Origin of the sequence: Pseudomonas sp. NPDC087626, assembly GCF_044743405.1 — a bacterium.
Classification (GTDB): Bacteria; Pseudomonadota; Gammaproteobacteria; order Pseudomonadales; family Pseudomonadaceae; genus Aquipseudomonas.
The window spans coordinates 57347-70934 of record NZ_JBIUWJ010000011.1 but is presented as its reverse complement, the minus strand read 5'-3'; the positions used below and the strand labels follow the sequence as shown (position 1 = coordinate 70934).

Below are 13588 nucleotides of genomic sequence, written 5' to 3'. Positions count from 1 at the left end.
GATGAGACGCCACCTGTTTTTGGCCACGTTGCTGTTGCTCGGGGTGGGCGGCTACACCTCGGACCTGTTCGCCGAAGAGTCGCCGACGCTGAGCGCATTTGGCACGGTGCAGAAGGTGTTCCAGAGCCCGCGCTGCCAGAACTGCCATATTCCTGGGGATGCGCCTTTGCAGTTCGATGCCGGGCTGACCCACGGGATGAATGTGGTGCGCGGGGTGGAGGGCAAGGGGTCTGCTGGCTTGCCCTGTGCTACTTGTCATGCCGAGTCCAATCCTCCGGCCAGCTATGGCCCCCACGCGCCACCCGGTGCCCCTCACTGGAGCCTGCCACCGGCCGCGCACAAAATGGCCTGGATCGGGCTGCCGGCCGATCAGTTGTGCCAGATGATCAAGGACCGTTCGAGCAACGGCGACCGCGACTTTGCTGCGCTGATCAAGCATGTCAGCGATGACAAGCTGGTGCTTTGGGGCTGGAACCCCGGCGGTAACCGAGCGCCGGTGCCGGTGCCCCATGACGTGTTTGTCAGCCAGTTCAAAGTGTGGGCCGAGGCGGGCGGGCCTTGTCCGGTGGCGGGGAGTTAGGGGACAGGTGAGATCTGCGGTCAGGCAAAAACACTGTGGGAGCGGGCTTGCTCCGGGCGGCGTTCCGACGATGGGGTCAGGGCATTCAACATCGATGGTGCCTGACCCACCGCCATCGCGAGCAAGCTCGCTCCTACAAGTTTGGCAGTTGCCTCAGGCCTTGGGCTTGGCCTTGCGTTTGCCGGTCGTTGCGGTTTTGCGCGCAGTGCTCTTGCGTTTGCCTTTCCAGGGTGTCGCGCCTTTGCCGGCTGGGCTTGCCGGGCCGCTGATGGTCAGGCGCAGGCCGGTGCAGCGGCCCACTTGCTTGCTCATCCAGGCGGCCTGCTTGGCGACAAACTCTTCCAGGCTCATCTCACCGCTCTGCACCATGTCCAGGGCTTGTTCCCAGATGGCCGTGGTGCCGGGATCGGCGATGGCCCGGGGGACGGCGTCGATCAGGCTGAAGGCCGCCGGCGTGGCAGCCAGCGCCTTGCCGTGCTTGACCAGGTAACCACGGTCCAGCAGCCCCTGGATGATCCCCGCGCGGGTGGCTTCGGTGCCGATGCCGGTGGTGTCCTTGAGCTTTTGCTTGAGCAGCGGGTCCTGCACCAGCTTGGCCACGTTTTTCATGGCCTTGATCAGGTCGCCTTCGGTAAACGGCTTGGGTGGCTGGGTCCACAGGTCCTTGAGGTTGACGCCGGCAACTGGATAGTCGCTGCCCTGGGTCAAGGGTGGCAGGTTTTGCGGGGCGGCTGGTTCGCGTCCCTTGGCCGCTGCCAGGGCCTCGGGCATGGCGCGTTTCCAACCCGGTTCCACCACCTGCTTGCCCACCGCGCGCAGTGCCTGACCGGCACAGTCGAAGTCGGCCTGGGTGCGGTCGTACTCATGGTTGGGTAGGAACTGCGCCAGGTAGCGCGCACGAATCAAGGTGTAGACCGCCCGGTGCTTGCCGCTCAGGCGCTCGAAGTTGTGGGCGGCGGCAGTGGGGATGATGCCGTGGTGGGCGCTGACCTTGGCATCGTTCCAGGCCCGGGAGCGGCGTTGCGGTTGCAGGTGCTGGAGCAATGGCGCGAGGCTTGGGTCCGCGCGGCCCAGGGCCTGGAGAATCGCCGCCGCTTCGCCATGCTGGCTCACGGGCAGGTAGCCGCAGTCACTGCGCGGGTAGGTGATGACTTTGTAGGTTTCGTACAGCGCCTGGGCCACGTCGAGGGTTTCCTGGGCCCCCAGGCCGAGCTTTTTCGAGCAGATTTCCTGCAGGGTGCCGAGGTCGAACGGCAGTGGTGCGACCTCCCGCATCCGCTCGGTGCGCAGTGTGACCAGGCGCGCACTGGCGGCATTGCGCATGGCGTGCGCCGCTTGTTGGGCCAGTGCTTGATTGAGGCAGCGGTCCTGTTCATCGCACAGGTCCGACGGCGCCCGCCATTGGGCGGTAAACGGCATACCGTCGTGCAGCAACTGCACGTCGATAGCCCAATAGGGCACCGGCACGAAGTCGGCGATGCTGCGGTCGCGGTCCACCACCAGGCGCAGGGTCGGGGTCTGCACCCGACCCACCGGCAGTACGCCCTGGTAACCGGACTGGCGCCCGAGCAGGGTGAACAGCCGGCTCATGTTCATGCCGATCAACCAGTCGGCCCGCGAGCGACCCAGTGCCGAGTGATACAGGCTGAAGGTTTCCGCTCCCGGCTTGAGGGCCGCCAGGGCCTTGCGGATCGAGGCATCGTCGAGCGCCGACAACCACAGCCGCTGGATCGGTCCGCGATAGCGACAGTGCTCCACCAGTTCGCGGGCAATCATTTCCCCCTCCCGGTCGGCGTCGGTAGCGATCACCAGTTCCTGGGCCTCGCCCAGCAGGCGCTTGACCGCCTTGAACTGGCTGGCGGTCTTGGGCTTGACCAGCATCTTCCACTTCTCGGGAATGATCGGCAGGTCTGCCAGCACCCAGCGTTTATAACGGGCGTCGTAGGCATCCGGTGGCGCGGTTTCCAGCAAGTGGCCGATGCACCAGGTGACGGTGATCCCCGACCCCAGCCAGCAGCCATCGCCACGCCGGCTGGCGCCGAGCACCGCGGCAATGTCTTTGGCCTGGGAAGGTTTTTCACACAGATACAGACGCATATCGACCATCAGTCTTCAGGTAACAAGCTGCACAGCATGCGCGGTGCAGCGGCCTGGATCAATCTTTATCTGTATGGATGTACAGTCAAAGGCGTTGCCGGCCATTGCGCCCGACACCACGCCCGTGCATGACGAAATTGTCATTCGCCCATCATCTTCACGTTATCTCGTGCTTGCCACGATATCGCTCGGCGGACCCGGGGCGCCCGGCCCCGCACTACAACAAGACTTTGCGCCAAACATTCAGGAGCGAAAGATGAATAACAGCACAACGTTGACCCTGGCGGCGATAGCAACCCTGGTCGGTTCCGGCGCTTCACTGGCAGTGGCCGAAGAGAAGCCCGAGGGTTTTGTCGAGGGCAGCAGCCTGACGGTGCTCAACCGCAACTATTACTTCAACCGTGATCACCGCAACGGCCAGTCCAGCCCTACGGGCAATGGTTATTCCGAGGCCTGGGCACAAGGGATTATCAGCAAGTTCGAATCGGGATTCACCCAGGGCACTGTGGGGTTCGGGGTGGATGCCTTCGCCATGATCGGCCTGAAACTGGACACCGGCGACGGGCGCAATGGCGGACGCAGTTCGTTCGATGTATTGCCGGTCGACGCACGGGGCGAGGCCCGCGATGAATACACCAAGCTCGGAGGCGCGGCGAAACTTCGTGCGTTTGATACGGTGGTCAAGGTGGGCGATGTGTTTCCTGCGACGCCGGTGGTGGCTGCCGGTGATTCGCGACTGCTGCCGGAAAGCTTCACCGGGGTCACGGCCAGTAACACCAGCCTGGAGGGCCTGACGCTGCAGGGCGGTCGTCTGCACGCGATGAGCCAGCCGGTTTCGAGCAACATGCGCGACAACTTCGCAACCTTTTATGCCGGGCCGGTCAACTCGCCTTGGGTGGCGTATTTCGGCGGCGATTACAGCCTCAACCGGCACGTCAGCGTCAGCCTGTATTCCAGCCGACTGAAGGACGCCTGGAATCAGTACTACGCCGGTACAACCCTGAGCTATCCGTTGGCCGACGAGGTCTCGCTGTTTGGTGGCTTGAACTATTACAAGGCGGTGGATGAGGGCCAGCAGTTGCTGGGCCGGTTCGATAACAACATCTGGAGTGCCAAGGCCGGGGTGAAGTTCGGTGCCCACAGCCTGGCGCTGTCCCACCAGCGCAATAACGGCAGCGATGACTTCGACTACCTGCGACAGTCGGACTCGATCTTCCTCGATAACTCGATCCAGTACAGCGACTTCAATTCGCCCAAGGAGCGTTCGTGGATGGTGCGTTATGACCTGGACATGACCACGTACGGAGTTCCGGGCCTGAGTTTCATGACCCGTTATGGTCGCGGCAGTGATGCCGACTACTCCAACGCCAACGCGGTGTACATGCGCCGCGATGCCGAAGGCAATCCGTTGACGGACCAGAAGCGCTGGGAGCGGGATATCGAAGTCAAATACGTGGTGCAGTCCGGATCGCTCAAGGATCTGTCGTTGCGCGTGCGCCAGGCGAACACCCGGGCCACGGCATTCGAGTCGGATCTGGACGAAGTCAGGCTGATTGTCGAATACCCTTTGGCGATTCTTTAATAGTGGGTGATGGGATAAGCCGTTTGGCCCAGTTTTAATAGCCAACCTATCAAGAATGTAATGTCCCGCCCATGCTCCTGTTAACTTGGCTTTTTTATACTTGTCGGCAAGCCAAAGACTTGAAGGCCACTAGGTCGGCGAGTCTTTCCGATAATGGTAAGAGGAAGCCTGTCATGAAACTTGCGAAGTTCGTGTTTATTGCGGTAGTTGCCGTGGCCAGCAGCAGTGTGTTTGCCGAAGGGGGCGCCGAGCGTTCTCAGCAATACCTGGCAGCGTTCAAATTGAGTCAGCAACAAGTGCACGGTACTTCGAGCACGGTTGATGTTCAGTCGACGGCCAACGCTGACGCACAGGATGAGGACAAGCAGGGCAAGAACTCGGAGGGTTGATCACCGTTCACAGTGTCCATTCACCTTGGTAGCGTCGTGCTCCTTTGGAAGAGGTGAATTTTTCAGCGTCCTTCGGGACGCTTTTTTTTGTTCTCCAGATTGTTGCTGCTGTCTTAGCCGCTGGAGCGAGTGCGCTCGCTCCAGCGGGGCGGACGTTGCCGGGCTCAGCGGGGTCAACCGCCGCGACGGTTGCAGCCGCCGGCAACGGTGTAGCGCAGGGTATTGAGTTGCCCGCGGGCGTCTTCATAGGTCATCTGCGCCGGCACGGGCCCGCAGGACTTTATCGGGGGAGTGACATTCACCACTTTGACCACATCCAGTTTCATGCCATAGGCATATTCCTTGACGATGGGTTGTTCCTTGCCTTGTTGGGCGGCATAGCGCTGCATGGCCATCCGATTGTTCTGCATCATCGTTTCAAATCGTTTGTCGCCGCCACTTTCGGCGAGGGTGTTAGTGGACACAATCAGTGCTGCGGTGAGGCTGATAAGTTGGCTAAGTTTCATGTCGATTACCTCGGTTAAATAAAGCGCAATATTATCAATCCCGACCTGTCGTCGACGTGGCGGCACGATGACAGATCAGTCATGCCAATACCCAAAACACTAAAAAACCCGCAGTCATTAATGACTGCGGGCAAGTAAGCACGAATAGATTAGTGCGCTGGGTTTTCGCTCACTGCCTCTTCATCCCGCCGATGGGCCCAGTGATACAGCGCCGGCAATATCAATAACGTGAGGGCCGTCGACGACAGGATTCCACCGATCACCACGGTAGCCAGGGGCCGTTGGACCTCGGCACCGGTACCGGTTGCCAGGGCCATGGGGATGAAGCCCAGGGACGCCACCAGCGCGGTCATCAGCACCGGACGCAAGCGCGTCAAGGCGCCTTCGTTGACGGCCACGCCAAGGGATCGACCTTGCTCGCGCAGGTTGCGGATGAAGGCGATCATCACCAGGCCGTTGAGCACTGCCACTCCGGACAGCGCGATGAACCCCACGCCGGCGGAGATCGACAGTGGAATATCCCGCAGCCACAGGGCCATAACACCACCGGTCAAGGCGAACGGGATGCCGGTGAACACCAACAAGCCATCCTTGAGGTTGTTGAACATCATAAATAGCAGCGCGAACACCAGCAGCAAGGCCACCGGCACCACAATCTGCAGGCGCTTGGCAGCCGACTGCAGCTGCTCGAACTGGCCACCCCAGGAGGTCCAGTAACCGGCAGGAATCTGTACCTGCTGCTCGATCTGGGCACTGGCCTGCTGCACGAACGAACCGATATCGCGGCCACGCACGTTGGCACTGACAATCACCAGGCGCTTGCCATTCTCGCGACTGACCTGGTTTGGCCCGAGCACTAGATCCAGGCTGGCAACGTCCGCCAGGGCTATGAAGCCGATGGTATTGGCACTGCCGTTGAGCAGGGCGGGTACTGGGATCAGCAGCTTCGACAGGCCCTCGATGTCCTTGCGCATAGCGTCGGACAAACGCACCACCATGTCGAAGCGTCGATCTCCTTCATACAGGATGCCGGCCTGGCGTCCGCCAACCGCCACCGCTATGGTGTCTTGCACATCACCGACGTTGAGCCCGTAACGCGCGGCCTTGTCGCGGTCGATATTGATGGTCAATACCGGTAGGCCGGTGGTCTGTTCGACCTTGACCTCCGAGGCGCCATCGATTTTTTGCAGCGTCGCCGCAATCTTCGTCGCGGTGCTGTTGAGTACGTCCATGTCGTCACCGAAGACCTTGACCGCGACGTCGCTGCGCACCCCGGAAATCAGCTCGTTGAAGCGCAGCTGGATTGGTTGCGACAACTCATAGTTACTGCCCGGCAACAGTGCGGTCACCCGCTGGATATCGGCGATCAGCGCCTCGCGGCTTTTGTTCGGGTCGGGCCACTGTTGCTGCGGCTTGAGCATCACGTAGCTGTCGGAGATGTTTGGCGGCATCGGGTCGGAGGCGATCTCGGCAGTACCGGTGCGGGCGAATACACGTTGCACTTCGGGGATCTTTTCCAGCAGCAGCGTTTCCAGGCGCTGTTGCATGTCCACTGATTGGCTCAGGCTGGTGCCCGGTACGCGCAAGGCTTGCAGGGCGAAGTCGCCTTCGCTGAGGCTGGGCACGAACTCACTGCCCATGCGGCTGGCGACCACCGTGCAGACGCCGATCATCGCGAGCGCCAGGGCGAACGCCAGTTGGCGGTGCCCCATGACCCAATCCAGTGCCGGAGCATAGGCCCGGCGCGCGCCGCGCATGACCAGGTTCTCGCCTTCCTTGACCTTGCCGGTGACAAACATCGCGATCGCCGCCGGCACGAAGGTCACCGAGAGCAGCATGGCGCCGAGCAGGGCAATCACCACGGTGAACGCCATTGGATGAAACATTTTGCCCTCGACCCCGGTCAGGGCAAAGATCGGCAAGTACACCACCATGATGATCAATTGGCCGTAGATCAGTGGCCGTCGTGCTTCCCTGGCTGCCGCGAAGACTTCATGGAAGCGCTCGGAGCGAGTGAGAATGCGGCCATGTTGCTGCTGGGCGTGGGCCAGACGGCGGATGGCGTTCTCGACGATGACCACTGCGCCGTCGACGATAATGCCGAAGTCCAGCGCGCCGAGGCTCATCAGGTTGGCGCTGACCTTGTTGGTGAACATGCCGGTGAAGGTGAAGAGCATGGCCAGGGGGATCACCATGGCAGTGATCAGCGCTGCGCGGATATTGCCCAGGAACAGGAACAATATGGCGATCACCAGGATCGCGCCTTCGATGAGGTTTTTCTTGACCGTAGCAATGGCTTTGTCGACCAGCGTGGTGCGGTCGTACACCGTCACCGCGACCACGCCCTGAGGCAGGGTCCGGTTGATCTGCTCAAGCCTGCTGGCCACCGCTTGCGACACCGTGCGGCTGTTCTCGCCGATCAGCATGAACACCGTGCCGAGTACCACTTCCCGGCCGTTTTCAGTGGCAGCACCGGTGCGTAATTCACGGCCGATGTCGACACTGGCGACGTTCTTGATCCGGATTGGTGTGCCGTCGACGTTGGCCATGACGATGTTGGCGATGTCATCGAGACTCGCCACCTGACCGGGAGCGCGAATCAGCAACTGCTCCCCACTGCGCTCGATGTACCCGGCACCGACGTTGGCGTTGTTGCGTTCCAGTGCGCTCACCAGGTCGGTCAACGTCAGCTTGTAGGCGGCCAGGCGCTTGGGGTCGGGGGCAATCTGATACTCCTTGGCAAAGCCGCCGATGGTGTTGATCTCCGCCACACCGGGCACATTGCGCAGTTGCGGCTTGATGATCCAGTCCTGGATCACCCGCAAATCGGTGGGGGTGTACGCGCTGCCGTCCTCCTTGCGCGCATCGGCGCTGGCTTCCACGGTCCACAGGAAAATCTCCCCGAGCCCCGTGGAGATGGGGCCCATGACGGCCTCGACGCCCGGAGGCAGTTGCTCCTTGGCCACCTGCAGCCTTTCATTGACCAATTGCCGCGCAAAGAACAGGTCGGTGCCTTCCTTGAAGATCACCGTCACTTGCGATAGCCCTGAGCGTGACAGCGAACGGGTCTGTTCCAGCGCCGGCAACCCGGCCATGGCCGTTTCGATGGGGAAAGTGATGCGCTGCTCGGTTTCCAGCGGCGAGAACCCGGCTGCCGCTGTGTTGATCTGCACCTGGACGTTGGTGATGTCCGGCACGGCGTCGATCGGCAACTTCTGGTAGCTGGCGATACCCAGGCCAGCCATGAGTAGAACCGCGAGCAGCACGATGATGCGCTGCTGGATGGCGAATTGGATCAGGCGTTCGAACATGAGGACCTTCTTGTGCCGATAGCGGATCAGTGAGCGTGCTCGGCCGAAGCCTTGCCCAGTTCTGACTTGAGGATGAAGCTGCCCGCCGTGGCGACGTGCGCCCCGGCATCCAGCCCCTGGAGGATTTCCACCTGGCCTGCGGAGCGGCTGCCGAGCACCACTGTCCGAGCCTCAAAGCCGTCGTCAGTGCGCAGGAAAACACTGGGGCTGTCCTCAATGGTCTGAATCGCGGTTTCAGGGACGGTGACCGGGGCCTGGCGGGTATCGGTCGTGACCCGCACGGTCACGAACAACCCCGGACGCCAGGCGCCGTCTGGGTTGGCGAGGCTGGCCCGGACCGTGGCCGTGCGGGTTTGCTCGCCCAGCAGGCTGCCGACGTAGGACACGTTGCCCGCCACTTCGGCATTCAGTTCCGGGGCATTGACGTTGACCGCCGTGCCGACTCGTACGCTGCCCAGATCCTTTGGCGAAACCCCAAACGTTACCCAGACCCGCGACAGGTCGGAGAGGGTAAACACGCTGGTGGAGTCGTTTACCACTTCCCCCAGGGTCAGGTGTTTTTCCACCACCATCGCGTCGAAGGGCGCACGCAACTCATAACGATTGCCACCACCGGTAGCGCTGCTGCCACTCAAGGCGCTGATTTTCTGGCGTGCGTTGTTCAGGGCGATCTCGGCTTCTTGCAGGGCCTGGCGCGCTTGCAGAAAATCCTGCTCGGCGGAAATCTGCTCCTGCCACAACTGGCGTTCACGCTCAAAGGTGCTGCGCGCCAATTCAACGCGACGCTGGGCTGCCGCCTGCTCACTGCGTTGCTCGGAGATTTGCGGGCTGGCAATCACCGCCAGCAACTGGCCCTTTTTCACCGCTTGTCCGAGGTTGACCAGCACCTGCTCGACCACCCCGGGTGCGCGGGGAACGATGTGAGCAGTGCGGTCTTCGTCGAAACGTACTTCACCGGGGAACGCCAGGGACAGCGCCATGACCTGTGGCCGTGCCTCGGCCAGTTGAATGCCGGCGGAGTTGATTTGCTCCTCGCTGAGCGTCAGGTGACCTTCGGCTTCCTCCGGTTCTGCTTCAGTTGCTTTGTCGACCGTGATCTGGGCGGGTGTGCCGTGCTCGGCGTGCGCCTGCTCTGCATCGGTCGCAGACGTGGCGCGGGTGGTCAGCAATGAGCCGAGGCCGATGCCGGCGCTCAGGGTCAAAGCGATGGCCAGGATGGCTTTTTTGTCCATGGATACTCCAGGCACCGTTGGGTCAGTACGACCGGACGGGTGCGCAATACGGCTATAGATAGGATTTCAAGGGGTGGGGAAGAGGGCGCGGGTGTCGCCATAGATGCGTTCGATACGCACCCAGGCATCGGTGGCATCGGCCACGGCCTGCAGGTACTGGCTGCGTGCTTCGAACAGGGTGCGCTGGGCATCGAGCACGTCGAGGAAGTTGAATTTGCCCATTTCAAAGCCACGGGTGGCGCTGTCGACTGCACTTTGGGCCGCCGGCAGGATCACCTGGTTGAAGGCGTTGACTTCGGTGTTGGCGGTGGCCCATTGGTCCAGGCCTGACTGAACCTCGGAGCGCAAGCGCAATTCGCTGGCGTTGCGCAGGTCCCGAGCCTGGTCGGTGCGGCGCGCGGCGGCCAGCACATTGCCCTGGTTGCGATTGAACAGTGGAATCGGCATCGACACGCCCAGGAGGTTGACCCGTTCGCGATCGGTCTCGCTGTACTGGCTACCGATGCTTACCGTCAGGTCGGGGATACGCAGGGCCTTTTCCAGGCCTAGTGAGGCTTCCTTCTGGTTGATCTGCAAACGCGCCAGGCGCAGCTCGGCGGTATCGGGGAGGCGATCAAGCAGGATCTGTGAGGACGCGATGGTCGGTAATGCGCTTGTCGGTTCTTCGGCGCGGGTAAAGGTGGCCTGTGGGGCCCCGGTGACCTGTGCCAGCTGCTGATAGGCGGTGGCCTGGTCACGTTCGGCGCGACGCAGTTGCAGGCGCACCTGCGACAGTTGCAGCTGCGCACGCATGGCTTCGACCGGCGCCGCCTTGCCGGCGTTGATGCGCCCCTGGGCTACGCGTAGGCCGCGCTCGGCCAGTAGCAGCGATTGCTCGGTCAATGACAAACGTTGCTGGGCGGTGGTCGAACTGTAGAAGGCCTGGATCACATCCGCGCGCAATTCATTGCGTCGACGTTCCAGCTCGATGCTCGCAGCGTCCTGCGCACGCTCGGCGACTTCGATTCGGGCGCCGCGTTTTCCACCCAGTTCCAGCGGTTGGCTGAGCATCAGTGTGGTGGTTCGCGAGCGGCGTCGGGTGTCTTCGGCCTCCCAGGACACTTGCGGATTGGGAATCAGCCCGGCTTGCTGGCGATCACCCTCGGCGACGCCGATTTCCCATTGCGCCGCAGCCAGATTCGGGTTGTGGGCAAAGGCACTCTGCAGCGCTCGCTCCAGGGTCAATGGTGCGGCCTGTGCCATGGCCGGCAAGGCACTGGCGGCGACTGCCAGACTGAGCAGTAAAACAGCAGGGCCAGTGATTAACTTTCTGATCCTGGGTGGAATAACGACGCATTGATAACCCTGCACTGTGGACGTTCCTTTAATGCGAAACAGGCGATGGCGTTAATCTAGAGGTCGGTGCTTATCAGTAAGGTGGCTGGATAATTACAAATACGTTATCCGCGGTGTGCGCGGGTACGTGTGTATTAGGATGGAAAGTGTTGGAGCGTTATAGGTATCGCCATCGAAATATGACGATACAAACACCGATGGTTTATCCGCTCAGATGCACTTGTTGATTTTGTTTGTTCGTGAATTAGCCTGCCTGTTAGTTGCGGCATTTTGTCGCGCCTGCAGATTGCAGCGCTCAAGGCCGCGGATTCCGGTTGACCCTGAAGCCACTACAGACATTAGCGTGGTGCATGAGCGGTTCATGTTGAATCACAGAGTCGTATGAAAAAATCTTTGTCGTGCTCTGAATAAATCCATGCGTTATTTGTTTAAAGGTGAACAACTATGCGAATCCTTGTGATCGAGGACGAGCTGAAAGCTGCCGACTATTTGCACCAGGGGCTGACCGAAAGTGGCTATGTAGTGGACTGTGCGAACAACGGTGCAGATGGACTTCACCTGGCCCGGCAACAGGCCTATGACTTGGTGATACTTGATGTAAACCTGCCTGAGGTAGATGGCTGGTTCGTGCTGGAACATATCCGCAAGAGTGGCAACACCCTGGTGATGATGCTGACCGCCAGAGGGCGGCTTGCCGATAAGGTCCGTGGGCTGGATCTGGGGGCTGATGACTACCTGGTCAAACCCTTCGAGTTTCCCGAACTGCTGGCGCGGGTACGCACCTTGCTACGGCGCAGCGCGCAGATTCCGTTGCCTCAGGTGTTGAAGGTGGCCGACCTGGAACTGGATCAGGGGCGACATCGGGCGTTCCGGGGTGAGCAACGTATCGACCTGACCACCAAGGAGTTCGCGTTGCTGCACCTGCTGATGCGCCAGTCGGGTGAAGTGCTGTCGCGGACCCAGATTATTTCCCTGGTGTGGGATATGAATTTTGATTGTGACACCAACGTGGTCGAGGTTTCGATCCGCCGCTTGCGGGCCAAGATCGACGACCCATTCGACCGTAAGCTGATCCACACCCTGCGCGGCGTCGGTTATGTGCTGGAGGCGCGCGAATGAAACCGGCCAGCCTGTCGATGCGCTTGGGGTTGACGGTCAGCGTCCTGGGCGCAGTACTGGTGGTGGTGTTGGCCATTCTCGCGTTCCTGGCGCTGACCCACGAACTGGACGCCCTGGCCAAGGGCGGCCTGGAAAGGAAAATGCAGCAGATTCGCCACAGCCTGGCACTGGAGCAGCACGCCAGCGACCTGCCGCTCAAGCCACACTCATTGCTGGACCAGGTCATGGGGCATGACAACCTGAACCTGACGATTCTCGATCAAAGCGACCCGACGGCACCGTTGCTCAGTGTCGGCAGCCCACTGCCGTTACCGGCGCAGGCCCGTCGTGAGGCGGCCGCGGCGAGCCAGGACAAGGTCACCTACTTCAGCCGTTCGGATGATCAGGGCAGGCACTTTCTGACGGCCACCCAATTGATGCCGATCAACGATGGGCAGTCGGTTGTGGTGCTGTTGTCGGTTGACCGCTCCAATGATGAGGCCCTGCTCAGTGCCTATCTCAGCTCGACCCTGATTGCCTTGCCGTTGCTGTTGATCCTGATTGGCCTCAGTGCTTGGGCGGTTGTCCAGCGCGGCCTTGCTCCGCTGCGTGAGTTTCGCAAAGTCGCAGCGATGGTTTCGGCCCAGGACCTGAATCATCGACTGTCGGAAGCCAATATGCCCCAGGAGCTCAGTGAACTGGCGCATGGCATCAACTTCATGCTGCACCGGCTCGACAATGGTGTGCAGCAACTGTCGCAGTTCTCCGACGATCTGGCGCACGAACTGCGTTCGCCCATCAGCAACCTGATGGGCAAGGCCCAGGTGACCCTGTCGCGGGAGCGTCCAATCGAGGAGTACAAGGCGGTGCTGGTGTCCTGCACCGAGGAGCTGGCGCGAGTCACGCGCATCGTTTCCGACATGCTGTTCCTGGCCCAGGTCAGCCACCCGGCGGAGCTGGTGCCCTTTGAAGTGATTTGCCTGGAGGATGAGGCGCTGAAGGTCGCCGATTTGTTTAGCCTGGCGGCGCAGGAAAAACACATCACCCTGCAGGTTTCCGGCAGCGGACGAGCCCTGGGCGACCGGCTGATGATCCAGCGCGCGATGTCGAACCTGCTGTCCAACGCGATTCGCCATTGTCCTGACGGGCAGGCGATTTCGCTGGTTATCGAACGTCACGGCGAACACCTGTCGGTGCTGGTGAGCAACCCCGGTGCGGGCATCGCATCCCACCATCTGCCGCACCTGTTCGACCGCTTCTACCGCGTCGACAACAGCCGCTCCCGCGCTCAGGGCGGCACCGGCCTGGGGCTGGCCATCGTGCGCTCGATCATGAGCCTGCACCAGGGCTCGGCCCAGGTGCAGAGTTCACCTGGGAGTGTGACGGTGTTTCGGTTGGTGTTTCCCAAGGGGCGTAATAGCTAAGGCATTGGGAAACTTCTTTAACTTGGGTGACCAC

10 protein-coding genes are annotated in these 13588 nt (G+C 61.3%); 5 read left to right on the top strand and 5 right to left on the bottom strand.

Annotated features, from left to right (window positions below; genetic code table 11):
- Position 1: 1 nt before the first annotated feature.
- Complete coding sequence (locus ACIOVD_RS11595; protein WP_401127776.1) at positions 2 to 580, top strand: hypothetical protein; 579 nt, start codon at positions 2 to 4, stop codon at positions 578 to 580.
- Positions 581 to 733: 153 nt separating this feature from the next.
- Here the strand turns inward: ACIOVD_RS11595 and ACIOVD_RS11590 are convergent, their stop codons facing one another.
- Positions 734 to 2677, bottom strand: a complete 1944-nt coding sequence (locus ACIOVD_RS11590) for a DNA topoisomerase III (RefSeq protein ID WP_159998840.1) — start codon at positions 2675 to 2677, stop codon at positions 734 to 736.
- 256 nt (positions 2678 to 2933) lie between these two features.
- Between ACIOVD_RS11590 and ACIOVD_RS11585 the strand changes: the two genes are divergently transcribed.
- Together ACIOVD_RS11585 and ACIOVD_RS11580 are read left to right on the top strand one after the other, a co-directional pair.
- Positions 2934 to 4259 (top strand): OprD family porin, encoded by a 1326-nt coding sequence (locus tag ACIOVD_RS11585; protein ID WP_401127775.1) that lies wholly within the window; start codon positions 2934 to 2936, stop codon positions 4257 to 4259.
- 173 nt (positions 4260 to 4432) lie between these two features.
- On the top strand, positions 4433 to 4648 hold the full coding sequence (locus tag ACIOVD_RS11580) for a hypothetical protein (RefSeq protein WP_401127773.1): 216 nt from the start codon (positions 4433 to 4435) through the stop codon (positions 4646 to 4648).
- A 173-nt stretch (positions 4649 to 4821) separates the two neighbouring features.
- On the opposite strand, the gene ACIOVD_RS11575 is transcribed toward ACIOVD_RS11580, so the two are convergent.
- The 4 genes from ACIOVD_RS11575 to ACIOVD_RS11560 all read right to left on the bottom strand — a co-directional run bounded on the left by ACIOVD_RS11575 (position 4822) and on the right by ACIOVD_RS11560 (position 10939).
- On the bottom strand, positions 4822 to 5154 hold the full coding sequence (locus ACIOVD_RS11575; RefSeq protein ID WP_401127771.1) for a DUF2790 domain-containing protein: 333 nt from the start codon (positions 5152 to 5154) through the stop codon (positions 4822 to 4824).
- A gap of 149 nt (positions 5155 to 5303) precedes the next feature.
- Complete coding sequence (locus tag ACIOVD_RS11570; protein ID WP_401127769.1) at positions 5304 to 8465, bottom strand: CusA/CzcA family heavy metal efflux RND transporter; 3162 nt, start codon at positions 8463 to 8465, stop codon at positions 5304 to 5306.
- 26 nt (positions 8466 to 8491) lie between these two features.
- A complete protein-coding gene (locus ACIOVD_RS11565; RefSeq protein ID WP_401127767.1) occupies positions 8492 to 9697 on the bottom strand; it encodes an efflux RND transporter periplasmic adaptor subunit in 1206 nt (401 codons plus the stop codon).
- A gap of 66 nt (positions 9698 to 9763) precedes the next feature.
- Positions 9764 to 10939, bottom strand: coding sequence for a TolC family protein (locus ACIOVD_RS11560; RefSeq protein ID WP_401127765.1), 1176 nt, complete (start codon positions 10937 to 10939; stop codon positions 9764 to 9766).
- 537 nt (positions 10940 to 11476) lie between these two features.
- Here ACIOVD_RS11560 and ACIOVD_RS11555 point away from each other — a divergent pair.
- Both ACIOVD_RS11555 and ACIOVD_RS11550 read left to right on the top strand, forming a co-directional pair.
- On the top strand, positions 11477 to 12151 hold the full coding sequence (locus tag ACIOVD_RS11555) for a heavy metal response regulator transcription factor (RefSeq protein ID WP_095168719.1): 675 nt from the start codon (positions 11477 to 11479) through the stop codon (positions 12149 to 12151).
- Positions 12148 to 13554 (top strand): heavy metal sensor histidine kinase, encoded by a 1407-nt coding sequence (locus tag ACIOVD_RS11550; protein WP_401127763.1) that lies wholly within the window; start codon positions 12148 to 12150, stop codon positions 13552 to 13554. Before ACIOVD_RS11555 ends, ACIOVD_RS11550 begins: the two co-directional genes overlap by 4 nt.
- The last annotated feature ends 34 nt before the right edge of the window (positions 13555 to 13588 follow it).